Source organism: Erythrobacter sp. NAP1, from assembly GCF_000152865.1.
Taxonomy (GTDB): Bacteria; Pseudomonadota; Alphaproteobacteria; order Sphingomonadales; family Sphingomonadaceae; genus Erythrobacter.
In genome coordinates this window covers 656,618-676,372 of the sequence record NZ_CH672390.1, presented here as the reverse complement: position 1 = coordinate 676,372, position 19,755 = coordinate 656,618, and the positions used below count along the sequence as shown (strand labels likewise).

The 19,755-nt window shown below is 59.1% G+C and carries 26 protein-coding genes; 13 read left to right on the top strand and 13 right to left on the bottom strand.

Features of this window, described 5'->3' with window-relative positions; all coding sequences use genetic code 11:
* Window positions 1-2: 2 nt before the first annotated feature.
* The 12 genes from NAP1_RS03140 to NAP1_RS03090 all read left to right on the top strand — a co-directional run bounded on the left by NAP1_RS03140 (window position 3) and on the right by NAP1_RS03090 (window position 9,469).
* Complete coding sequence (locus tag NAP1_RS03140; protein ID WP_007163774.1) at window positions 3-1,760, top strand: SulP family inorganic anion transporter; 1,758 nt, start codon at window positions 3-5, stop codon at window positions 1,758-1,760.
* On the top strand, window positions 1,760-1,921 hold the full coding sequence (locus tag NAP1_RS16760; protein ID WP_007163773.1) for a transposase: 162 nt from the start codon (window positions 1,760-1,762) through the stop codon (window positions 1,919-1,921). The genes NAP1_RS03140 and NAP1_RS16760 overlap by 1 nt, the downstream gene beginning before the upstream one ends.
* On the top strand, window positions 1,914-2,369 hold the full coding sequence (locus tag NAP1_RS03135) for a DoxX family protein (RefSeq protein ID WP_007163772.1): 456 nt from the start codon (window positions 1,914-1,916) through the stop codon (window positions 2,367-2,369). The genes NAP1_RS16760 and NAP1_RS03135 overlap by 8 nt, the downstream gene beginning before the upstream one ends.
* Window positions 2,370-2,388: 19 nt before the next feature.
* Window positions 2,389-2,856: a Dps family protein gene (locus NAP1_RS03130; protein ID WP_007163771.1), complete on the top strand. Its 468-nt coding sequence runs from the start codon at window positions 2,389-2,391 to the stop codon at window positions 2,854-2,856.
* Window positions 2,857-3,121: 265 nt separating this feature from the next.
* Window positions 3,122-3,646, top strand: coding sequence for a hypothetical protein (locus tag NAP1_RS03125; RefSeq protein WP_007163770.1), 525 nt, complete (start codon window positions 3,122-3,124; stop codon window positions 3,644-3,646).
* A gap of 35 nt (window positions 3,647-3,681) precedes the next feature.
* Window positions 3,682-4,311, top strand: coding sequence for a peroxiredoxin (locus NAP1_RS03120; RefSeq protein ID WP_007163769.1), 630 nt, complete (start codon window positions 3,682-3,684; stop codon window positions 4,309-4,311).
* A gap of 88 nt (window positions 4,312-4,399) precedes the next feature.
* Window positions 4,400-5,842, top strand: a complete 1,443-nt coding sequence (locus NAP1_RS03115; protein ID WP_007163768.1) for a cytochrome ubiquinol oxidase subunit I — start codon at window positions 4,400-4,402, stop codon at window positions 5,840-5,842.
* Window positions 5,842-6,837: a cytochrome d ubiquinol oxidase subunit II gene (gene cydB, locus NAP1_RS03110; RefSeq protein ID WP_007163767.1), complete on the top strand. Its 996-nt coding sequence runs from the start codon at window positions 5,842-5,844 to the stop codon at window positions 6,835-6,837. The genes NAP1_RS03115 and cydB overlap by 1 nt, the downstream gene beginning before the upstream one ends.
* Entirely contained in the window at window positions 6,837-6,965 is a 129-nt protein-coding gene (locus NAP1_RS03105; RefSeq protein WP_007163766.1) for a DUF2474 domain-containing protein, read from the top strand. Before cydB ends, NAP1_RS03105 begins: the two co-directional genes overlap by 1 nt.
* Before the next feature lie 57 nt (window positions 6,966-7,022).
* Window positions 7,023-8,375 carry a rhodanese-like domain-containing protein gene (locus NAP1_RS03100; protein WP_007163765.1) on the top strand — a complete coding sequence of 451 codons (1,353 nt, stop codon included), beginning with the start codon at window positions 7,023-7,025 and terminating at the stop codon, window positions 8,373-8,375.
* A complete protein-coding gene (locus tag NAP1_RS03095; RefSeq protein WP_007163764.1) occupies window positions 8,368-8,991 on the top strand; it encodes a cyclopropane-fatty-acyl-phospholipid synthase family protein in 624 nt (207 codons plus the stop codon). Before NAP1_RS03100 ends, NAP1_RS03095 begins: the two co-directional genes overlap by 8 nt.
* A 25-nt stretch (window positions 8,992-9,016) precedes the next feature.
* Window positions 9,017-9,469 (top strand): isoprenylcysteine carboxylmethyltransferase family protein, encoded by a 453-nt coding sequence (locus NAP1_RS03090; protein WP_007163763.1) that lies wholly within the window; start codon window positions 9,017-9,019, stop codon window positions 9,467-9,469.
* A 95-nt stretch (window positions 9,470-9,564) separates the two neighbouring features.
* Here NAP1_RS03090 and NAP1_RS03085 read toward each other — a convergent pair whose 3' ends face one another.
* The 5 genes from NAP1_RS03085 to NAP1_RS03065 all read right to left on the bottom strand — a co-directional run bounded on the left by NAP1_RS03085 (window position 9,565) and on the right by NAP1_RS03065 (window position 13,489).
* Complete coding sequence (locus NAP1_RS03085) at window positions 9,565-9,894, bottom strand: DNA-binding transcriptional regulator (protein ID WP_007163762.1); 330 nt, start codon at window positions 9,892-9,894, stop codon at window positions 9,565-9,567.
* Complete coding sequence (locus NAP1_RS03080; protein ID WP_007163761.1) at window positions 9,881-10,300, bottom strand: type II toxin-antitoxin system RelE/ParE family toxin; 420 nt, start codon at window positions 10,298-10,300, stop codon at window positions 9,881-9,883. Before NAP1_RS03080 ends, NAP1_RS03085 begins: the two co-directional genes overlap by 14 nt.
* A complete protein-coding gene (locus NAP1_RS03075) occupies window positions 10,272-11,510 on the bottom strand; it encodes a site-specific integrase (protein WP_007163760.1) in 1,239 nt (412 codons plus the stop codon). The genes NAP1_RS03080 and NAP1_RS03075 overlap by 29 nt, the downstream gene beginning before the upstream one ends.
* Window positions 11,507-12,607, bottom strand: a complete 1,101-nt coding sequence (locus NAP1_RS03070; protein ID WP_007163759.1) for a site-specific integrase — start codon at window positions 12,605-12,607, stop codon at window positions 11,507-11,509. The genes NAP1_RS03075 and NAP1_RS03070 overlap by 4 nt, the downstream gene beginning before the upstream one ends.
* Before the next feature lie 660 nt (window positions 12,608-13,267).
* Window positions 13,268-13,489, bottom strand: coding sequence for a hypothetical protein (locus NAP1_RS03065; protein ID WP_007163758.1), 222 nt, complete (start codon window positions 13,487-13,489; stop codon window positions 13,268-13,270).
* A 344-nt stretch (window positions 13,490-13,833) separates the two neighbouring features.
* Here NAP1_RS03065 and NAP1_RS03060 point away from each other — a divergent pair, with 344 nt between their 5' ends.
* The gene (locus NAP1_RS03060; protein WP_007163757.1) at window positions 13,834-14,100 is read left to right on the top strand and encodes a DUF6437 family protein; all 267 of its coding nucleotides are present in this window, start codon (window positions 13,834-13,836) and stop codon (window positions 14,098-14,100) included.
* A 63-nt stretch (window positions 14,101-14,163) separates the two neighbouring features.
* Here the strand turns inward: NAP1_RS03060 and NAP1_RS03055 are convergent, their stop codons facing one another.
* The 8 genes from NAP1_RS03055 to NAP1_RS03020 form a co-directional block, all read right to left on the bottom strand.
* Window positions 14,164-14,562 carry a single-stranded DNA-binding protein gene (locus tag NAP1_RS03055; RefSeq protein WP_007163756.1) on the bottom strand — a complete coding sequence of 133 codons (399 nt, stop codon included), beginning with the start codon at window positions 14,560-14,562 and terminating at the stop codon, window positions 14,164-14,166.
* A gap of 281 nt (window positions 14,563-14,843) precedes the next feature.
* Window positions 14,844-15,113, bottom strand: a complete 270-nt coding sequence (locus NAP1_RS03050; protein ID WP_007163754.1) for a hypothetical protein — start codon at window positions 15,111-15,113, stop codon at window positions 14,844-14,846.
* Between the two features lie 323 nt (window positions 15,114-15,436).
* Complete coding sequence (locus NAP1_RS03045) at window positions 15,437-16,378, bottom strand: DUF2493 domain-containing protein (RefSeq protein ID WP_007163753.1); 942 nt, start codon at window positions 16,376-16,378, stop codon at window positions 15,437-15,439.
* A 271-nt stretch (window positions 16,379-16,649) separates the two neighbouring features.
* Window positions 16,650-17,378 carry an RES family NAD+ phosphorylase gene (locus NAP1_RS03040; RefSeq protein ID WP_007163752.1) on the bottom strand — a complete coding sequence of 243 codons (729 nt, stop codon included), beginning with the start codon at window positions 17,376-17,378 and terminating at the stop codon, window positions 16,650-16,652.
* Window positions 17,350-17,727: an MbcA/ParS/Xre antitoxin family protein gene (locus NAP1_RS03035; RefSeq protein ID WP_007163751.1), complete on the bottom strand. Its 378-nt coding sequence runs from the start codon at window positions 17,725-17,727 to the stop codon at window positions 17,350-17,352. Before NAP1_RS03035 ends, NAP1_RS03040 begins: the two co-directional genes overlap by 29 nt.
* A gap of 39 nt (window positions 17,728-17,766) precedes the next feature.
* A complete protein-coding gene (locus NAP1_RS03030) occupies window positions 17,767-18,195 on the bottom strand; it encodes a hypothetical protein (RefSeq protein WP_007163750.1) in 429 nt (142 codons plus the stop codon).
* Between the two features lie 11 nt (window positions 18,196-18,206).
* Entirely contained in the window at window positions 18,207-19,136 is a 930-nt protein-coding gene (locus NAP1_RS03025) for an ArdC family protein (RefSeq protein WP_007163749.1), read from the bottom strand.
* Window positions 19,137-19,356: 220 nt separating this feature from the next.
* The gene (locus tag NAP1_RS03020) at window positions 19,357-19,746 is read right to left on the bottom strand and encodes a helix-turn-helix domain-containing protein (protein WP_007163748.1); all 390 of its coding nucleotides are present in this window, start codon (window positions 19,744-19,746) and stop codon (window positions 19,357-19,359) included.
* Between the last annotated feature and the right edge of the window lie 9 nt (window positions 19,747-19,755).

Here is a 19,755-nt window from a genome sequence, read left to right as displayed (position 1 = left end):
GCATGCTCTCGCGCTACCTTCCGATCCTTGAATGGGGTCGGACCTACAACCGCAACGTCCTGACGGACGATCTGATGGCGGCGGTGATCGTCACCATCATGCTGATCCCGCAGAGCCTCGCTTATGCGCTGCTCGCCGGGCTCCCGCCGGTTGTCGGGCTATATGCGTCGATCCTGCCGCTCGTTCTCTATGCGATCTTCGGAACAAGCCGGACGCTCGCCGTGGGGCCGGTCGCGGTGATCTCGCTGATGACGGCGTCGGCTGCAGGAGCAGTCGCGGCGCAAGGCACGGCGGAATATCTCGAAGCCGCAATAACACTGGCGATGCTTTCAGGCGTGATGCTCGCGATCCTGGGTTTCCTGCGCGCCGGTTTCCTCGCCAATCTGCTCTCGCACCCTGTCATCAGCGGCTTCATCACGGCATCGGGCATCCTCATTGCCACCAGCCAGTTGAAACACATCCTCGGCATTCAGGCGGGCGGCGCCAACTGGCCGGAGATGCTCGGTTCCCTCAGCAGCGCGATCGACGAGACCAATGTGTGGACGCTCGCCATCGGTATCCCGGCGACGCTGTTCCTGTTCTGGGTGCGGAAAGGCGCAAAGCCTGCGTTGCAGCGCATCGGAATTCCAGAGCGTGCAGCAGACATGTCTGCGAAAGCAGGACCAGTGGTCGCGGTTGCACTCACAATACTGGCGGTTCTTGCGCTCGATCTCGGCGACAAAGGCGTCAATCTGGTCGGCGCAGTACCGCAGGGCCTGCCTCCGTTTGCGCTGCCGAGCACCGATCTCTCTCTGATCGAAAAGCTCTGGGTGCCAGCGCTCCTCATCTCAATCATCGGCTTTGTGGAGAGCGTATCGGTCGCGCAGACGCTCGCAGCCAAGCGGCGCCAGCGCATTTCGCCGGATCAGGAGCTGATCGGGCTTGGTGCAGCCAATGTCGCCAGCGCGTTTTCGGGCGGATATCCGGTCACAGGCGGCTTCGCCCGTTCGGCGGTGAATTTCGATGCGGGAGCACAAACTCCTGCGGCCGGAGCCTACACCGCTGTCGGTATCGCGCTTGCGACGCTGTTCCTGACCCCACTCCTTTTCAGCCTGCCCATCGCCACACTCGCCGCGACGATCATCGTCGCGGTCCTCAGCCTCGTGGATCTGAAGACTCCCGGGCGGCTTTGGCGCTACTCAAAGGCTGACTTCGCGGCGCACATCGCTACCATCGGGATCACTCTGCTCGCAGGCGTCGAGATGGGCGTGATCGCAGGCGTCGCGGTGGGGCTGCTCCTTTACCTTTGGCGAGCAAGCCGGCCCCACGCTGCCATCGTAGGCCGTGTCCCGGAGACGGAACACTTTCGCAATGTCGAGCGGCACAAGGTCATCACGGTTCCGCACATCCTGTCGATCCGCATCGACGAGGCCCTGACCTATCTCAACGCCCGCTGGCTCGAAGAATATGTGCTGGAAGAAGTCGCTGATCGTCCCGCCGTGCGCCACGTAATCCTTATGTGCAGCGCGGTGAACGAGATCGATGCTTCGGGCCTCGAAAGCCTCGAAGCAATCAATCACCGGCTCGGGGACGGCAAAATCGGGCTGCATCTGTCAGAGGTCAAGGGACCGGTCATGGATCGCCTGAAACGCTCCCATTTCATCGAAGAGCTTAACGGAGAGGTGTTCCTTTCGCAGTCAAAGGCCTTCGAGAAGCTGGTCGTCGATGACGGAGCCCCTCCAGAGCCACACGATCACTATCTCGCCCGAGGTCTGATCTGATGCCTGCCATCGCCCACAAGGACCAGAAATGCCGTCGCATCGAAGCGTTGATCGAGAGCGGCAGGGGAGTTTGCGAGAGTTGCCGCGAAATTGGCATCTCGGAGAAGACCTTTTATCGTTGGCGGAAAGCACAATCGTTCGGGGAGGATCGAAATGCTTAGATCGATTGACGCTTTGCTCACGCCTTCGCAGCGATGGTCGCGCATCGCCGAACTGATCTTCCGTGCATTCACCAGTCTGATCTTCATCATCGGCGGCCTCGGGCATTTCGGCCGTCATCAAATGATGCTTGACCGCATGGCCGGTTCTCCTTGGCGTGATACGGTAAACTCGATTGGTGATCCCTCTGTGCTCCTGTGGCTGAGCGGAGCGGCATTTGTTGTGTTTGGCATCGCGCTGGCGCTGGGCTTAATGACGCGACTATCTGCTTTAGTAATTCTGGTCACGCTAATACCGATCACATTCTTCACCCATGTCGCCCCTGGTGGGACCGGGCCACTGTTCAAGAACATCGCCATTATGGGCGCGCTCATTTTGCTGATGGCCAAAGGCGGCGGAGCTTATTCGATTGATCTGGTGCGCGAGCGCGTGCCCATAGCGAGACAGTGAAGAAGGAAAGGACCTATCTATGGATATCGACATCGGGATCGATGACGCAGGACGCGAGAAGTCATCGAACGCGCTGAAGAAGTTGCTCGCGGATACGTACACGCTTTATCTCAAGACCCATGGGTATCACTGGAACGTGGAAGGGCCGCATTTTCAACAATTGCACCTTCAATTCATGGAGCAATACACTGAGATGTGGACGGCCGTTGACGAATTGGCAGAACGCATCCGTGCGCTTGGGCATTATGCGCCCTCATCATACTCCGAGATGAGCGGTCTCTCATCGATCAAGGAGGAGGCCGGCAGTCCGGATTGGCAGGAGATGGTGACCAATCTTGCCAAAGGTCACGAACAGGTGGCGAAAACTGCACGTGAGGTGCTCAGGGTAGCCGAGGAGATCGGCGATGAGGCAACATCCGACGTGGTCGCGCCAAGGCTCACCCTCCACGAAAAGACCGCGTGGATGCTTCGCGCCACCGCGAACTAGATCGCGGCAGGGTTGAAAGACGCCCGGAAGGCTCGTGCAAGGCTTGTCTGTTCGAGACTTGCACGCACCTTGGCGCGCCACCCAGCTTTATACGATTACATCTTTTTTAATAATGAAGGGTTGTTACTGCCGCGATATCTGGCGGAATATGCATATCTCTCCCAATTTCATGCAGAATCTAGGATATCGATTACATTAAGTGATAAATTGTAATTGCAGTCCCTAGCCGCTGCTGTTAGACCTTCCTTCAAGAAAGGAGGTCGCAATGGCCTGTTGGAAATCTCTTCTCGCACTGGGTGCGCTCATGCTTGGCGGTGGATGCACAAACGCGATCGCGGCAGACCCGCCAGGCATTGATGGTGCGGCCTTGTTGCAGGCCCTTGACGATGAATATCGTGCCGAGGCCACCTACGCCGCCGTCATAGAGAAGTTTGGCGGGGCTCGGCCTTTCATCAATATCATCGAAGCGGAGCGTCGCCACGCGAGCCGGGCGAAAACCGAAATGGATCGTCTTGGCCTTAGCTATGAGGCATCCAACCCGTATCTCGGCAAGATAGAAGCGCCAGCGACCTTGCTGGCAGCGTGTGAGCAAGGCGTCACCGCAGAAATCGAGAACATCGCACTCTACGACCGCCTTCTCCCGACCATTCAAGACGACGACGTCCGCGAAACCCTTGGTCGACTGCAATGGGCTTCGCGCGAACGTCATCTACCCGCGTTCCAGCGCTGCGTTTCGCGCGGTGGTCAGATGGGACAGGGACGCGGCGGCGGCCGCCACGGTCGCAACTGATCCCAATTATCACACTCTCAAGAAAGGAAATCCCTATGTCTCTTCACATCGGCGAGACCGCCCCCAACTTCACTGTTGCTACGACCAAGGGTGAGATCGATCTTCATGAATGGTCGGGTGACAGCTGGGTCTTTTTCTTCAGCCATCCGGCGGACTTCACCCCCGTCTGCACCACCGAAATGGGCATGACAGCAAAGCTCGCCGCCGAGTTCGAGGCGCGCAATGTCAAGCCGCTCGGACTCTCGACCGACACAGTCGAAGAGCACCTGGAATGGGTAAAGGATGTCGACGAAACGCAGGGCGTCGCTCTCGACTTTCCCATCGTCGCCGATCCCGACCTCAAGATCGCGAAGCTCTACGACATGATCCACCCCGACCAGAGTGAAACCGCGGCGGTCCGCTCGGTCTTCATCATTGATCCGGCGAACAAGATCCGACTGGTGATGACCTATCCGATGAGCGTTGGCCGCAATTTTGACGAGATCCTGCGGGTGATCGATAGTCTCCAGCTCTCGGACCGCTGCACTATCGCCACGCCTGCCGACTGGCGGCCCGGCGATGATGTGATCATCCCGCCTTCGATCAACGACGACGAGGCGAAGGCAATGTTCCCCCAGGGCTTCACCACCATCAAACCATACCTACGGACGACCAAAGTCGCCTGAGGGTCGCGGGGAGCGTTCGCTGCAAAGCGGACGCGCCCTCAATCTCTTGCTGCAAGAATTTCACAACTGAGGGATCACGGTTTCCGACATGTTTGATCAGCTCGATGCCCTTCTGCTGGCGCGTATCCAGTTCGCCTTCACGGTGAGCTTCCACTTCTTCTTCCCTGCCTTCTCGATCGGGCTTGCGAGCTACCTCGCTGTTCTCGAAGGCCTGTGGCTGAAGACCGGGAAGCAGGTCTATCTCGATTTGTTCAAATACTGGCTCAAGATCTTCGCGATCGCGTTTGCGATGGGCGTCGTCTCGGGCATCGTGATGAGCTACCAATTCGGCACCAACTGGTCAGTGTTTTCCGATGTAGCCGGTCCGGTCATCGGGCCGCTCATGGCCTACGAAGTCCTGACCGCGTTTTTCCTCGAGGCCGGATTCCTCGGTGTCATGCTGTTCGGCATGAACAAGGTTGGGAAGAAGCTGCATTTCACCGCCACGCTTATGGTTGCGATCGGGACGTTTGTTTCGGCCTTCTGGATCCTCTCGGTGAATAGTTGGATGCAGACACCGGTCGGGCATGTGATGGGCGAGAACGGTCAGTTCCTGCCAGGCGACAGCTGGTGGGACATCGTCTTTAATCCTAGCTTCCCCTACCGCCTCGTGCACACGGTGATGGCAGCCTATCTCACCACGGCCTTCGTTGTCGGCGGCGTGGGTGCCTGGCACCTGTTGAAGGACCGCGCCAATCCGCATGCGCGCAAGATGTTCTCGATGGCGATGTGGATGGCTGCGCTCGTCACGCCGCTGCAAATCTTCGCTGGTGACATGCACGGCCTCAACACTCTCGAGCATCAACCCGCAAAAGTAATGGCGATGGAAGGGCACTTCGAAAGCCATCCCGATGGCGCGCCCTTGATCCTGTTCGGCATCCCGGACAGCGAAAGCAAAACGGTGCGCTATGCAATCGAGATTCCGAAGCTATCATCGCTAATCCTCAAGCACGATCTGAATGCGCCGATGGACGGCCTCGACACCATCCCGGATCATGAAGAGCCGCCGGTGGGCATGGTCTTCTGGTCCTTCCGCATCATGGTCGGGATTGGATTTGCGATGCTTGGTATCGGTCTTTGGAGCCTCTATGCTCGGGCCCGCAAACGCCTCTACGACGCTCCTTGGCTGCACCGCGCAGCGATCCTTATGGCACCGAGCGGATTTGTAGCCGTACTCGCGGGTTGGATTACGACCGAGGTCGGCCGACAGCCCTATGTGATCTATGGTCTGTTGCGCACAGCCGATGCGGCCAGTCCGCTCGATGCGCCAGCCGTTGCAGCGTCGCTACTTGCCTTCATCATCGTCTACTTCACTGTCTTCGGGATCGGCGTCTGGTACATCCTGCGCCTGATGGGCAAGACGCCTCATACCGGTGAAGTCGGGGTCAAGCGCGGAGACACAGGGCCAATCCGCACCGCCGGCATTACACCGGGACCGACGCAAAACCCTGGCCACGATGAACCCCTTCCAGCCGAGAAGGAGGACGTGTGATGGACCTTACTGTCATCTGGGCATTCATCATCGCCTTCGCCGTCTTTGCCTATGTCGTGATGGACGGCTTCGATCTCGGCATCGGCATTCTGTTTCCGACAATTCGCGTCGGTCAGGGCCGCGACCGGGCGATGAATTCGATCGCTCCGGTTTGGGATGGGAACGAGACATGGCTCGTCCTCGGCGGCGGTGGATTGTTTGCCGCCTTCCCGCTGGCCTACGCGGTCATCCTTCCCGCCACCTATCCCCTGATCATCGCCATGCTGCTGGGCTTGGTGTTCCGGGGAGTCGCATTCGAGTATCGGTGGCGTGATCCCAATCACCGCGCATTCTGGGATGCAGCGTTCTTCGGCGGTTCGCTCGTGGCGGCCATGGCTCAAGGAATGACGCTGGGCGCGCTCCTGCAGGGCATCGAGGTTGTTGACCGCAGTTATGCGGGGAGCTGGTTCGACTGGCTCACGCCCTACACTCTGCTTTGCGGACTGGGCGTTGTCGCAGGCTACGCCCTTCTTGGCAGCACATGGTTGATCTGGAAGCTCGAGGGCGGCGCACAGAAACATGCGCGATACCTAGCGTTAAGGGCGGCAATCGCGACGATTGTCCTGATGGGAGCAGTTAGTCTCTACAACATTTTCCTCAACGCAGAATATGCCGAACGCTGGCTAACTGCCCCGGAGATTTACTTCGCGGCCCTCGTTCCGATCCTCACGGCGATCATCGCGCTGTCGATGATCCACGCCATCAGGAAAGACAGGAACAGCAAGCCGTTTTGGCTTTCGATTGCGCTCTTCTTCTTCGGTATGGCGGGCCTCGGTGTCACGATGTGGCCCTATGTGGTGCCGCCAGGAGTAACAATCTGGGATGCCGCTGCGCCCGAAAAGAGCCAGATATTCATGCTGGTTGGTGTTGCGCTCACCATGCCGCTCATCATCGGCTACACCGCTTGGGCCTATTGGGTGTTCAGAGGTAAGGTCGCCGACGAGGGATATCACTGATGCTCGCACCACCTGAACCCCAGCAACCGCTATGGAAACGGCTCGCATGGATGGTCGGGATATGGCTGGCGAGCGTCACTTTCCTCGGCATCGTAGCCATGATCATCCGGTTCTGGCTGAAGGCGTAGTCGCTTCGGAAACAGGGCGGGATCGAAGCGTTAGAAAAGCTGCCAAAAGGAACCAGCATGATACTCGAAAAGATCAAAACACCCGGGCTTTCGCATCTTTCTTACCTCATCGGTTCCGGCGGGAAAGCGGCTGTGATCGACCCCCGCCGCGACTGCGAAATCTATGTCGAAAAGGCACGCGCTCAAGGGCTTGAGATCACGCATATCTTCGAAACGCATCGCAACGAAGATCTCATCACCGGCTCGCCGATCCTTGCGCAGATGACCGGGGCGACTGTCCTGCATGGCCCTAATCCGGCAGGCGAAGTCACTTTCGCCAAGACCGCGAAGAAGGGCGACACATTCGAGATCGGACAGCTTACAATCGAAGTGCTTGAGACGCCCGGGCACACGGACGATCACCTCGCCTTCGTGATCTACGATCGCGAATATCGCGATGGACCAGTCGGCGTGTTTACCGGAGACTCGCTGTTTGTTGGCGACGTCGGACGCACCGATTTCTATCCTGATCGCAAGCGCGAAGTTGCCGGCCTCCTCTATGACTCGCTTCAAAAGCTACTCTCGCTCGGCGACCAGGCGATCATCTATCCCGCGCACGGAGCGGGGTCTGTCTGCGGCTCGGGTATGGCTGAGCGCGAATTCTCGACGATAGGGCATGAGCGTCGCAACAATCCGCGCCTCCAGTTGGGAGGTCGGGATGCCTTTATCGAGGCGAAGGTTGCGGAGAACCATTATCAGCCGCCTTACTTCCGGCTGATGGAGCGGTTGAATCTCGAAGGCGCTCAACCCGCCCCCCGCGTCATCCGTCCTAAGCGGCTCACTCTGCCAGAGATGCGAAACACGACTGCGGACCATGTGATCGATGTGCGTGAACCGCTCGCTTTCGCATCCGGTCATTTCCCGGGCTCGATGTGCCTGCCTGTTGGAATGATCTCCGCTTTCGCCGGATGGTTTATCCGAGAGGGCGAAATGATCGTGCTGGTTGGATCAGACGAAGACCAACTATCCAGTGCCCTATCACACCTCACCCGGATCGGGCTCGATAACGTGATCGGCGGCTACAATGGCGTCGTTCCGGCTGCTGCAAACGGAGTCAGTATGAACTCGATGCCGATGGTCGATACGGACACGGTGAAATCCCGGCTAGATAAGGTTGAGGGAGATTGGACATTGCTCGACGTTCGCGACGCCGACGAGCGAGAAACAAGCGCGATCGATGGCTCCGAGCATATCTACGTTGGCGAGCTCAACGAGCGGTGGTCACAGCTCGATAAGGACCGATCCTACACGCTCATGTGCGCAAGCGGTATGCGAGCAACGGTTGCGGCAGGCTGGCTCGCAAGCCGCGGGTTCAGCAACCTCGATATCTATCTTGGATCAATGGGCGCATGGAAGGCAGCCAATGGCTGACGCGATCGACGGCCAAGAGTTCTGGGACGAAAGGTTCGCAACCGAAGACTATGTTTTTGGGACTCAGCCGAATGCCTTTCTCGTTCGCGAGGCCCATCGTCTTGAGCCAGGGTCGCGCGTGCTCGCTGTTGCAGATGGTGAGGGACGAAACAGCGTCTTCCTCGCCAAGCATGGTCACAAGGTTGTCGCGACCGATATTTCGGAACGCGCGCTGGAAAAGGCCGATCGGCTTGCAGCGAAAAGTGGCGTCGAAATTCAGTTTGTCCAGACAGACTTGGCTTCTTGGGCTTGGCCAGAAAACGCCTTCGATGCGGTCGTGGCGATATTCATTCAGTTTTCAGCACCGCAAGTGCGCGAACGCATCTTCGAGGATATTTCCAAAACACTGAAGCCGGGCGGTCTCTTGCTGCTCGAGGGATATCGCCCCGAACAGCTGGCTTTCGGAACCGGTGGTCCGCCCTCGGCTGAGAACATGTACACCGAAGCGATGCTGCGCGAGGCCTTTGGAGCGCTCGAAATCGAATTGCTCGAAGGCTATGATGCTGAGATCAGCGAGGGAAAGGGACATCCAGGCATGTCAGCGCTGATCGACCTGATTGCTCGTCGTCCGAGTTAAATGGATAGATAGGTCAAGATACGAGATGAAACTGCTGATACCCCCTCCGATCATCGCCTTGCTTTGCAGCTTGGCCATGTGGGGAATAGCGGAAACATTCTCCCAGACGCGGTTCGCGTTTCCCTTTCAATCGGCTCTTGCCGGCGCGTTCATTGTGGTGGGCCTTGCCATCGACTTGATCTCTATAGGTGCCTTTCGAAAGGCCAAGACCACCGTTACACCTCTCGCCCCCGAGAAAGCTACAAGCCTCGTCGTTACCGGCGTCTACCGCCACACAAGAAACCCGATGTATCTGGGGCTTTTGCTTATACTTAGTGGCATCGCAATCTGGCTGGGATCGCCCGTCAATGGCGCAATTCTGATTGCTTTTGTCGGATATATTACCGCGTTTCAGATCGCACCCGAAGAAGCGCGCCTCACTAAGCTCTTCGGCTCTGATTATGAACGCTACAGAGCGCGAGTCCGCCGCTGGTTGTAGTCATTCATACCAATCGGCCTTGCGAATCGTAGATTTAGACCACCATCAACGCGGCAGTCGTCATCGAACGGCTCTGCGCTTCCGACCTGCCAGCTTCAAGCCACCGCGTCCAACCCGTTGCGTTGAATAATCGACAGCAACCGTAGCGCCGGTCCCCCTGGCTTCTTTGCGCCACGTTCCCAGTCGGACACAAGGTTCTTCGACACGTTGAGATAGCGCGCGAACACCGGCTGCGAGACATGCTCTGCCTCGCGGATCGCTCTGATCTCTTCCGGTGCAAGGACCGGAGCAGGCGCAAGGCAGGCCTCATCGAACTCGCGCATGGTGCGCTTGTCGATGCTGCCCGCGTCGTGGAGGCCTTCTATCATCTCATGGACAGCCGCCAGCGCCTCACTTTTGTAGGTCTTTGCCTTAGCCTTGCTCATCGTCTTTCACCTCGACCAATCGGCCTGCTTCAACTTCCGTTTCGATCTCGCCATCACCAAGCTCCAGCATGATCCTGGCGGCCTTGCGATAGACCTTCAGTTCGGCCGCACTCAGGTTTGCCTTGGCGCTCTTGGCGAAGGCAAACACGAATATGGCCCGCCCGCCCGAGCGGAAGATCAGGATCGTGCGATAGCCACCCGATTTTCCTCCGCCTTCGCGCGCGAGGCGTTGCTTGATGAGACCGCTGCCAAGGTCGGCATCGATCAGGCCGCTCTCGGCCCGATGCACGGCATCAGCAAGCGTTGCATCGCTGATCTTTTCCTTTGCTGCGAACTTGGCGAACCAGCGGTTCGCAAAAATGCGGGTGCGCCGGTTCCTAGTAATACAGCAGTGCCGATTTATCACACATAGTATTATGGTTCAATGAACGGTTCGAACCCATCATTTCTTCGATCAGGTCGCCGATGCGCTGCCCGGCTTCGATCACTGGGCCATCATCCAGATGAGCGTAGCGGGCCGTGGTGGTCACATGCCTGTGTCCCAACAGCTTGCCGATCATCGGGAGTGTTTCCGAGCGCGCGGCCGCGTGGCTGGCGAAGCTATGGCGCAGATCGTGAAGGCGCACACCATTCATACCCGCCTTTTCGCGAACGTCTCGCCAAAGGCATGTCAGATCAACGCTCCCGCCAGTCTTCGGATTGAAGAACACTTCCGGGCGGCGCTTGTGACGTGGAAGGCATTTGATGATGGTCCACGCAGCTTCGCCTAGCCAGACGGTACGCGGGCCGGTTTTGCTGTCTGTTAAGAGCAATCGGCGGCCTTTGACCTCGCTCCAGGTCAAGCCGGTGATCTCAGATCGTCGACATCCGGTCAGGATCAAGAGCTGCAATGCCGCGCAATGAACCGGTCTCGATTTGCGGTGTTTGTCTATCGCCGCGCCAAGGCGCCGAAACTCCTGATCGGAGAGGAACCGCTCGCACTTGCGTCGCTTGTTCATTCGGATCGAGGAGCATGGGTTCGAGCATTCTGGCTTGATGCCCCACTCTTCGGCCTTGTTCATCAGTGCTCGCAGGATTTCGCATGACCGGTTTGCTGCACCCGGCCCTCCAATTTCTGTCACACGGTTGAACCACTCCTGCACATGCGACTGCTCAATCTCATCAAGAAACATCCCTGCAAACGCCGATTGGAGATAATTCTGCCGATACAGTCCATGCGTGTGCAGCGTTGATGTTTTCCAGCTTGGCGAGACTTTGCGCCAGTAGGTGTCGAGAAAGTCCGCATAGAGCGGGACCTTGCGGCGCTTCTTGCGCCTCTCTGCGGGGTTATGGCCGACTTGCGCGCGCAAAAGTACGCGCCGCGCAACATCCATCGCCTGTGCTTCGCTCAGGATCTTGGCGTTGCCAATCGTTACGGTTCGCGTCCGTCCCTGCATCGCCGCCTGGACAATGTAGATGGTGCGTCCACTCGCGTAGAAGCGCGTCCCGAATCCCGGCAATCGTCTTGACCAGACTATTCGGCGTAGTTTGCTATCGCCTTTGGTCTTGCCGACCACTCCGATACGCGCCGTGCCAAGTTCTTCAGTGACGATGGTCTGGAGGGTCAGCGCGTTCATTGACTCACTCCAATCAGGCTTGCGATCGATCCCGACACGCGCTCGGCAGCATCGGCGATGACCTCGTCGGACAAATGCGCGTATCGCGAAGTCGTCTCGGCCAATGCGTGGCCGAGCAGCTTGCCGATCACCATTAGCGAGATGTTGTCGCGGATCGCGGTCGAAGCGAAGCTGTGCCGAAGGTCATGTAGGCGAACGTCAGGCAGCGCTGCACGGTTGCGGATTTCTGGCCAATGCATGCCCAGCTTCATCGGCCTCTCTGGGTCGCGAACCGACGGGAAAACCAGCCCCGTCGGCTTGCGATCCGGGATCGATGTGATCACTTCAGCAGCTTGTCGATTGAGGTAGACGATCTTCGCGCCAGTTTTACTGTCAGGCAGCATGATACGCGGCTCCTGCACCCATTCCCAGCTCAGGTTCTCGATCTCTCCGCAGCGCGCGCCCGTGTAGATCAACAGACGTATCGCAGCGACAACAGCCGAGTGTTCGGCTTCAAAGTAGTCCAACGCGGTCGCGAGCTGACCGTATTCGCGGGCAGAGAGGAAGCGTTCCATCCGCTTGCGCTTGTAGCGTGGCGTCCCCCTGCAAGGGTTCGAACCACGACTGCGGTATCCGATTTGTTCGGCATAACCCATCATCACCGAAAGGATCGGGATGGTGCGATTGAAGGCACCTGTGCGCTCGGCGAAGCCATCACGCCAGAATGAAATATCGGCCTTGGTGATTTCGTCGACACGGCGGTCACCGAAGGTTGGGAGAATGTCCCGATCGATCCCTGTTCGGTTCCGCTGGCGCGTGCTCGGTTTCCAGTGGTGCGCATAGTCAGCCCAGAAACGCTCAGCGTATTCGCGCATCAACGGAGCTTCCTTTGCGCGGGACTTCGTGGTCTTGCGCGAAGGCAGTCCATCGAGCGCCACTTCCGCCAGCTTCTCGCGCGCAATTCGACGCGCCTCTGTCGCGGTATTCTGTCTGGTCGTCCCAAGCGAAACACGGCGCTGTTTGCCGCGCTGACGGAACATCACGAACCAGGTTCTGCACCCCGAGGGATGCACGCGCAGACCGAAGCCGGGTAGCTCGCTATCCCAATATTCGATCATCCGTTTACCAGGCCTGCGCCGGACGATATTGCCGTTAAGTCTTACATGCTGGATGCTCTGCCCACCCTCATCTTTGCGCTCACGCGGCACTGCGGAAAGCGCATGATTCGGACTTGATTCTTGCGGTAACACATGGCCATTTCGGTCCATCGATCTGCTCCTCGTTTTTGAGGATCAAATTCGAGCAAGATATTGGTAAACAATATCTTTCTGCATCAGCGATGCGTACGGTGTGCCCAATTTCCCAACTGCGCAGGTCGCTCCAGCTACGATGGCGGTTTTCAGATAGCGGGTAGTTTCCCATCCCAATTTATGGCGCGCGAGCAACCAGCCAGAGGCGGCCTAGATCAGGGAAAATCGGATCTTTCTCGGCCGGTCGAAACAGGAAACCGCACCCCCGGAAGGGCATAGGCAAAGGAGCGCGTGCGGTGCCAGGGACCGGGGTCTGTCGGTCCCGCCAGCATTGCGCCGCTCCGACCCGATGCCCGTCGGGAGTGCGTGCGGGGCCCGAAACAGAAACCCCGCGCCCGCAGGAGCACCGCCGCAGGTGGTGCGGGACCGAGCGCGTCGTCCGCCCCGCGCAGTATCTATCGCGACCCTCGCAAGGCGAACAGGAAAAAAGGGCAGGAACCGGAACCGGCTCCTGCCCGATGGGATATCTCAGAATTCATCCAGCATCGCACCGTGGACCGTATGAACAACACGGCTCGCCAGATGCACCGGGAGGGCGTTGTAGTCGCCTTCGTCCAGCGCGAAGTAACCCAGGTCATCGTCCTCTATGACGTGTTGGTCGAAGAAGCTGTGCAGCGCCCGCCGTTCAGCAGTGGCAAGCGCTTGAAAGTAGCTGTTTGAGTTCGATTGAAGATTGCCGAATAAAGTCATGATTTCCTCCTGATGTCTGTCGGTGAGACGACAGGAGAAAGGCGGATGGGTGTGCGGCCGGTGGGTCAGGGATCACCCGGTCGGGTGACCGCGAAGCGGCGGCGGGGGAAACGATTTTGCCGGACCGAAGCGCAAGCGAAGGGGAGGGAAAATGGTGGGGCCCTGCCGTCCTTGACGCGCTGGCTGCGCGCCCATCATCCTTGAAAGGTCCGTGAGCCAGGCCCTCTCTCTTTGGTTGGAGGTTATCCCGGAGACGATTCCAGAACGCGCTTTCCTACAGAGCCCTTGCTGGTTCAATTAGACACCAGGGAGGAACATTCGAGGGGGCGAAGGAAGTATCCAAAATGCCATCCAAACGAAGCGCTGTGGCTGCTCTCAAGAAGCTGGAGGCCGATCGGGCAGCGCTCGATATACGTCAAAAGGAACTCGAGGAAGAAGCTGCCCTTGAATTGGGACGGGTGATCCTTGGAACGGGCCTCGAAAGCTTCTCCAAGAAGTGTCTTGCAAGACTGGCGGCAGAGCTTGCAAAGCTGGGTGAAGAAGAGGCCTTGAAGCGGCTGGCTATGACGCCTGCTTCCTCTCCTCAGACCGGTGCACCAGCAGCAAAGTAGGCACAAAGAAGGGGCCCTGTCCGACATGGACAGGACCCCTTCGGGGAGGATCGACGGGACAGTTCAGTCGATCTCGGGGGCATCCTTGTTACCCTCGTCTTCATTAGCACCGTTGCCGCGGGAGAGGAAGTCGACCTTGTCGGCGAGGATCTCGGTGCCGTAGCGCGTGACCCCGTCCTTGTCCTCCCACTGGGTGTAGTGGATGCGGCCCTGGACGCTGACCAGCTGGCCCTTGGTGCAGTACAGACCGACGGTCTTGGCAAGGCCGTTGAAGCAGGTCACCCGGTGGAACTCGCTTTCCTTGGCAGTGTAGCCGTTCTCGTCCTTGTAGGTCTTGCCGTCCTTATCGCGCGCGGGGCGATCGGTGACGACGGTAATCCCGGTGACATTGGTGCCCCCCTTGGTCTCGCGTGTTTCCGGATCGCGAGCGATGCGGCCGGTGAGGATTGCGATATTGGTCATGGTGATATTCCTTCAGTTCCTCAAACCGGAGACCATCTCCGGCTTGCGAACATCCAGAAGAAGCAGGGCATGGGAGGACTGCACCGCAGGCCAGCAGACATCGTCTGGGGGCCGAAGGGAAACCTGTTCATGACGGGTGGTGCGGGCAGGCGCGCGAAGCGCGACAACACGGCCGGAAAAGAACGGGTTGCCGTCCTCAGCTGACCTGGTTCAGGACTGTTCGCGAAGAAAGCCGGATGGGTATCGGGTGCGGGTCTGAAGGTGCCAAGACCCTACTGCAATCAGCTTACCCCATCGCCCTCCGATGCCGCCAGGAGATCCATGAAGTTGCGCGCCGCCTCCCGGTCTTCCTCGTTCTCGAACGCCACATCGAGGTCGGGGGCAGACCCGAACATGTGCAGGAACGACCACAGTGCAAAGCGCTTGCCCCGGTCCTTCTCAAGGCCGAAATCGACGCGGCAATGCTCGATACCGGCTGCAAGTGTGTCAGGAGCAACCGAGGAAAGGTCGGTCGAGGCAAAGTAGCGCTGCAGCAGATCATCGAGTTGCATGAAATACCCTGTAGCGCGGAATGAATGATCCGAGAACGCCCAGTGATGACCTGGCGAAAGAACCCGAGAATGTATGTCGCAGAGTAAACGCCGGTCAGTTCATTAGGCGCAGCAGGTGCAGACAAGAGGCGCATTCAAAAGCGTATCTATTCGGGCCTGTCGTAACCCTACAATCGACTTGATCGGGTTCGGTGCTATGTAGCCAATGCGACCCGAAGGGCTCGGAGCAGCAATGCGATGAGTTCTCTCCTTATGGGCGGCCTCGAGAGGGGCCGCCCTTTTTTCGGCGGCGGAGATTGATCCGGCCGGGAGTGAATTGAACCCTACGCAGGGAAGTTGGGGCTGGTACCAAGCGGTCCGCGGCGATCGACTACGGTGATGCGCTGCTTCTTGGCCTCGATCACCAAGCGCTCGGTCACGCCATTGCCAGGAAATACCACCACGTAGCGAGGGTTAAGGCCGAGCATTTGCTCGTTGCGCTTAAATCCGGCGCGGGCACCGAGACGGCGCTCAAGCCCGAACGTCAATTGCTGAACTTCATGACGCTCGGCCCAGGATGCGGCCAGTCTGTCGGCTCCTTTGCCGTCGCCTCCGTGTACGAGAAACAGGTCAGGAACGACCTCACGCACCCTGTCGAGTGTAGCCCAGATGTTGGCCACGTAGGTCTTCGCCTCGGCCTCGCTTTCGAAGCTGTTGCGGCCACCGGCGAAAACCACCGGAGTACCCTCGGGTGAATGTGCAGCCTGACGGCGTTCCTTGCGCACGCGCAAGAAATCGCGGGCATCGATCACAGCCGAAGTCATGGTCTTCGAATGGATCGCACGCGATCCCGAAACGGGCTTCCACGAAGACCCGGTTTCGTCGCGGTAGAGACCTGCTGCAACCTCGCGCATCTGCTCGAAGGCCTGCATGCTGGCTTCAGCCGACTGCGCGCGCAGGGTCTGCTCCTCGAGGTTCGACGAATGCACCTCGGAGCCGTCGGCGGATGCCAACAGGGCGCGGATTTCATCCGAGGCACGATCCACCTGCGCCGACTTGCGGCTGGCAGCGCGGTGGAAGAGGTTGACGAAGCTCCAAGCGAGATCCTCGGAGTCGGCTTCGAGCGCGGTGTCGGCGAACAGCGCAAAGAGATCGGACCATACCGCTCCCAGCGTGTGAGCCATGGCATCCTCACATGGAAAGTCGCATTCGTTGAAAGGGGCGGGCGTGATCGAGAAGCCGGATAGATCGAGGCCCGCAAGCTGGCTGGCGAAACTGTCATACATATCGGTAGTCCTCCTGAGACCGGCGAATGCCGGCAGAGGAATTTCCGCGCGGGCCTGTTCGCCGTGCCTGACAAGGACCGGGACAAGGAAACGCCGCACCGCGGCAGCGGGAAACCCCGCAAGGCAAGGCTGGCGCGGGCCACACGGGCCGCAGCCTTGCGCGGGTTGCGGTGGGACCTGACCGGTCCAGGGCACGAGGACCAGCGAACAGGTTCGTGCTGGATAGTGCCGGGGTGGTGCTGCAGTTGTCTCGGAGGAGTCCCGGATCGACTCAGGAGCGCTCTTGGAGGCCAAACTGCCCCGGCGTGAAGGCGAGCACTTCCGCGTGCGGGAAAGCCGCGATCGCGGTTAGTCGGTCTCCCTCGTGACGCAAGTGCCACCCCCGACCGTGATCTGGTTCCGATTTCGCAAAGCCGGCCGGATCGAGCAATGCCAGGTTGATGCCGTCCGGGTCACGCGCGGAGCATGCCCGAATGGCCTGACGGCCTGCTTGGCGTACCGAGGTGGCAAGGTCCTGGCAGTGCGAGTAGTTGTCCGGGTCAAGCCATCGGTTGGCATCGGCCTCAAGCGGCGCTCTGGTCGTATCAGTCAGCCGCGTGACCGATGTGGGCACGGAAAAGCTCAGGTGCTCGCTGGTCCGATTGCCTGGAACGAAGCCCGGCGAGCGGCTGTAGAACTTGAGCCGCCAGTAGGCGGTCTCGGTAATCGCAGTGCTTTCGGCTTCGCTTGCGTAGAATATCCCGGGTCGCTCGTTTGCCCGGCGAAAGCGGCTGGCAACCGTGTGGCCATAGCGAAAGGGTGAAGCGAGGAGATAGTGCAACCCGTGCGCGGACTTCGGAAGGTCGGGCTTTGCGCTATCTGCCAGTTCCTCAAGCCGCTGTTGCTCGCCAAGATCTGAGGTCAGTCGGTTTGTCGAGATACGATGCTGTGCTTCGACTACCCGCCATACCGTTCGGCGGTAGCGGCGGAACTCAGACGCGAGCGCGGTGGGCGTCCACATAGTCGCAAACTGTGATGAGACCCTTGAAACTGTCGACGAGATCGATCGGGCGCGCATCGAGATCGAGATTGGCGGTCGTCAGCCACGCGCGCGCAGACATGTCATCGCTCCCGAGCAGGGCGTCAAGCGAGCGGAATAGCCGCAGGAGGAACTGAGCAGCTTCGAAGGACTTCGATGCAGGGTCGAGCTGTGCCTTGCCCGAGCGCAGGCGCGAGGCGGTCGATTCCGACACCCCCAGGATTGCACCAAGCTTGGGGTTGGTGAGGCCCCAGAACTCCGCAATACGCGCGATAGCAGAGGTGAGGACCTTGCCATCGTCGGGCTGTAATTCGAGTGGCTTCGTCGCCATAAGCCGTCCTTTCAATTGCAAGATATACCGATTATCCCGTCAAATGCAAGGTGATGAGCGTTCGAAGATCGCCTCTCCGTTTGAAAAACGCCCGACCATCTTGAGCTCGCCGAACAGTCGTTCGAGATGCGGCCCTACTTGTGCGATCCAGTGACGTGCCCGCGCCGCCCGCGGGCGAGACGAGTCCGCTTCCCAGAAGAGAGCGTCATCGCGCGGGGCGATCCAGATTGCAGCAAGACCGGAATAGGTCGATATCCCGCAATCGGCAAAGGCGTTGCGCAGGAGGATACGGTCCTCGCGGCCGCGCCATCCATCGAAGGCCTCAAAGGAAGGAAAGGATGCTTTTGTGGTATCGATGATTTCGTCGACGAGGCACTTATAGACCCAGTCCGCATCGTCGTCTTCGCCGTCCTCGAGCAGGCGAAAGGCGACCACGGAGCCGGTCGGATAGCTGACGGAACGTCCCATCTTCCAGCTCCTCAGGCTGCACTAGCAAGATCGATATCGGTCTCGCCTTCACAAGTCTGGAGTCCACCCAGCTCGAGCAGCAAGGTGGCTGCCTCCTCCGCCTTTGCTGCGGCGGTCAGGATCGCGCGCTCGTCCGATTTGAGGATTTTGAGCCAGGACGCGATGTAGCTGGCGTGATGGTCGAGGTGGGTGACCGGTAGCCCTAGTTCGGCACCCAGAATGGCTGACGATAACTCGGCGATCAGTTCTTCGGCAGCATAGGCTTCGCTGCCGAAGCGGTTCTTGAGATCGCGATCGAGCCGCGAGGAATGCCCCGTCCAGTGCGACAGCTCATGCGCGAGTGTCGCATAGTAGTGGTCATAGGCTTCGAAGAGTTCAACAGGCGGCATGGTGACGCGGTCGCGCAGCGGCTCGTAGTATGCTTGCGCGCCGTGATGCCGCAGGTTTGCCTCGATCCGGGCGAAGAAGGCATCGAGCCGCTCTTCGCGGCCTTCGGGCTCAAGCGCGGCAACCAGAGGCTTGGGATGGTAGAATTCGGAAAGGCCATCGCACTGGTCGGCGTTGAATACCGAATAGGCCTTCAGCACGCGACGGTTCTCCGTGTCCTGCCCGCCGTCAGCGGTTTCAACTTCCTTTGTGTAGCTCTTGTAGAAGATCGCGATGGTCGACTTCTCGCCTTTGCGGACCTGACCACCGAGCTTCTGACTCTGGCGGTATGTCATCCAGTAGGGAGAGGTGTATCCGCAGGCATCGGCCACCATACACAACCAAAAGGTGTTCATGCCGCGATAGGGCGTCCCGCAGCAACGCAAGGGGCGCGAAACCGGCAAGCCACGCCACGGCTTGACCCAGGGCTTGGTGCCCTCTTCGAGCTTTTCAATGATGGCGGCAGTGATGCGTCCGGCTGGAGAAACTGAAGCGGTGCGGCGGGACTTGGTCATCGATCGTCTCCTGATCACCGGAACGGACGTGTCCGGGTTCAGGAATCAGGAAGCTCACTCTCCTCTTAGCTTCGATGTCGGCTTTGCGCCCCAATTCTGGTCGTAGGCCGCACATTGCAAGGTGCCCGAAAGCGGACCGATTGCTTTTCTGATCCGGCAGGCTGCGCCAATTTTGAGTGCTGGGTGGAAACCCGTTGGTCTGTAGCTTGAATTCGCTGGGCTAGCCTTCGCCCGCGAGGCTTTCCAATACCGGGCACCGATCATTGCTCGTGGTGCCACATTGCTCGATCAGTTTAGCGAGAGCGTTCTCCATACGCTCAAGGTCGGCCCGCTTCGCACGGATGTTTGCGAGGTGCTGTTCGGCGATCGATTGCACCTCATCGCAACGCACTTCCTGACCTGGCGTTAAGTCAAGCAATGCCCGCACCTCTTCGAGGGAAAATCCGAGTTCGCGCGCGCGCCGAATGAAGCGGAGGCGCTCCGTGTCGTGAGGACCATAGTCGCGGTAGGCGCCCCTTCTCGGCGGAGCATCGATAACGCCTATCCGTTCGTAATACCGGATTGTCTCGATGTTACACCCGGTCCGCTTCGCCACTTCGCCAATTTTCAAAGCCAACCT

What these genes read in the sequence shown, in the direction of transcription:
- NAP1_RS03090 (WP_007163763.1), top strand. Translation starts at nt 9,017, where the DNA reads ATGAAACTGCTGATACCCCCTCCGATCATCGCCTTGCTTTGCAGCTTG.
- NAP1_RS03045 (WP_007163753.1), bottom strand. Translation starts at nt 16,378, where the DNA reads ATGTATGACAGTTTCGCCAGCCAGCTTGCGGGCCTCGATCTATCCGGC.
- NAP1_RS03065 (WP_007163758.1), bottom strand. Translation starts at nt 13,489, where the DNA reads ATGACTTTATTCGGCAATCTTCAATCGAACTCAAACAGCTACTTTCAA.
- NAP1_RS16760 (WP_007163773.1), top strand. Translation starts at nt 1,760, where the DNA reads ATGCCTGCCATCGCCCACAAGGACCAGAAATGCCGTCGCATCGAAGCG.
- NAP1_RS03085 (WP_007163762.1), bottom strand. Translation starts at nt 9,894, where the DNA reads ATGAGCAAGGCTAAGGCAAAGACCTACAAAAGTGAGGCGCTGGCGGCT.
- NAP1_RS03140 (WP_007163774.1), top strand. Translation starts at nt 3, where the DNA reads ATGCTCTCGCGCTACCTTCCGATCCTTGAATGGGGTCGGACCTACAAC.
- NAP1_RS03130 (WP_007163771.1), top strand. Translation starts at nt 2,389, where the DNA reads ATGGATATCGACATCGGGATCGATGACGCAGGACGCGAGAAGTCATCG.
- NAP1_RS03070 (WP_007163759.1), bottom strand. Translation starts at nt 12,607, where the DNA reads ATGATCGAATATTGGGATAGCGAGCTACCCGGCTTCGGTCTGCGCGTG.
- NAP1_RS03125 (WP_007163770.1), top strand. Translation starts at nt 3,122, where the DNA reads ATGGCCTGTTGGAAATCTCTTCTCGCACTGGGTGCGCTCATGCTTGGC.
- NAP1_RS03050 (WP_007163754.1), bottom strand. Translation starts at nt 15,113, where the DNA reads ATGCAACTCGATGATCTGCTGCAGCGCTACTTTGCCTCGACCGACCTT.
- NAP1_RS03135 (WP_007163772.1), top strand. Translation starts at nt 1,914, where the DNA reads ATGCTTAGATCGATTGACGCTTTGCTCACGCCTTCGCAGCGATGGTCG.
- NAP1_RS03120 (WP_007163769.1), top strand. Translation starts at nt 3,682, where the DNA reads ATGTCTCTTCACATCGGCGAGACCGCCCCCAACTTCACTGTTGCTACG.
- cydB (WP_007163767.1), top strand. Translation starts at nt 5,842, where the DNA reads ATGGACCTTACTGTCATCTGGGCATTCATCATCGCCTTCGCCGTCTTT.
- NAP1_RS03100 (WP_007163765.1), top strand. Translation starts at nt 7,023, where the DNA reads ATGATACTCGAAAAGATCAAAACACCCGGGCTTTCGCATCTTTCTTAC.
- NAP1_RS03060 (WP_007163757.1), top strand. Translation starts at nt 13,834, where the DNA reads ATGCCATCCAAACGAAGCGCTGTGGCTGCTCTCAAGAAGCTGGAGGCC.
- NAP1_RS03025 (WP_007163749.1), bottom strand. Translation starts at nt 19,136, where the DNA reads ATGACCAAGTCCCGCCGCACCGCTTCAGTTTCTCCAGCCGGACGCATC.
- NAP1_RS03040 (WP_007163752.1), bottom strand. Translation starts at nt 17,378, where the DNA reads ATGTGGACGCCCACCGCGCTCGCGTCTGAGTTCCGCCGCTACCGCCGA.
- NAP1_RS03075 (WP_007163760.1), bottom strand. Translation starts at nt 11,510, where the DNA reads ATGAACGCGCTGACCCTCCAGACCATCGTCACTGAAGAACTTGGCACG.
- NAP1_RS03095 (WP_007163764.1), top strand. Translation starts at nt 8,368, where the DNA reads ATGGCTGACGCGATCGACGGCCAAGAGTTCTGGGACGAAAGGTTCGCA.
- NAP1_RS03035 (WP_007163751.1), bottom strand. Translation starts at nt 17,727, where the DNA reads ATGGCGACGAAGCCACTCGAATTACAGCCCGACGATGGCAAGGTCCTC.
- NAP1_RS03055 (WP_007163756.1), bottom strand. Translation starts at nt 14,562, where the DNA reads ATGACCAATATCGCAATCCTCACCGGCCGCATCGCTCGCGATCCGGAA.
- NAP1_RS03105 (WP_007163766.1), top strand. Translation starts at nt 6,837, where the DNA reads ATGCTCGCACCACCTGAACCCCAGCAACCGCTATGGAAACGGCTCGCA.
- NAP1_RS03115 (WP_007163768.1), top strand. Translation starts at nt 4,400, where the DNA reads ATGTTTGATCAGCTCGATGCCCTTCTGCTGGCGCGTATCCAGTTCGCC.
- NAP1_RS03030 (WP_007163750.1), bottom strand. Translation starts at nt 18,195, where the DNA reads ATGGGACGTTCCGTCAGCTATCCGACCGGCTCCGTGGTCGCCTTTCGC.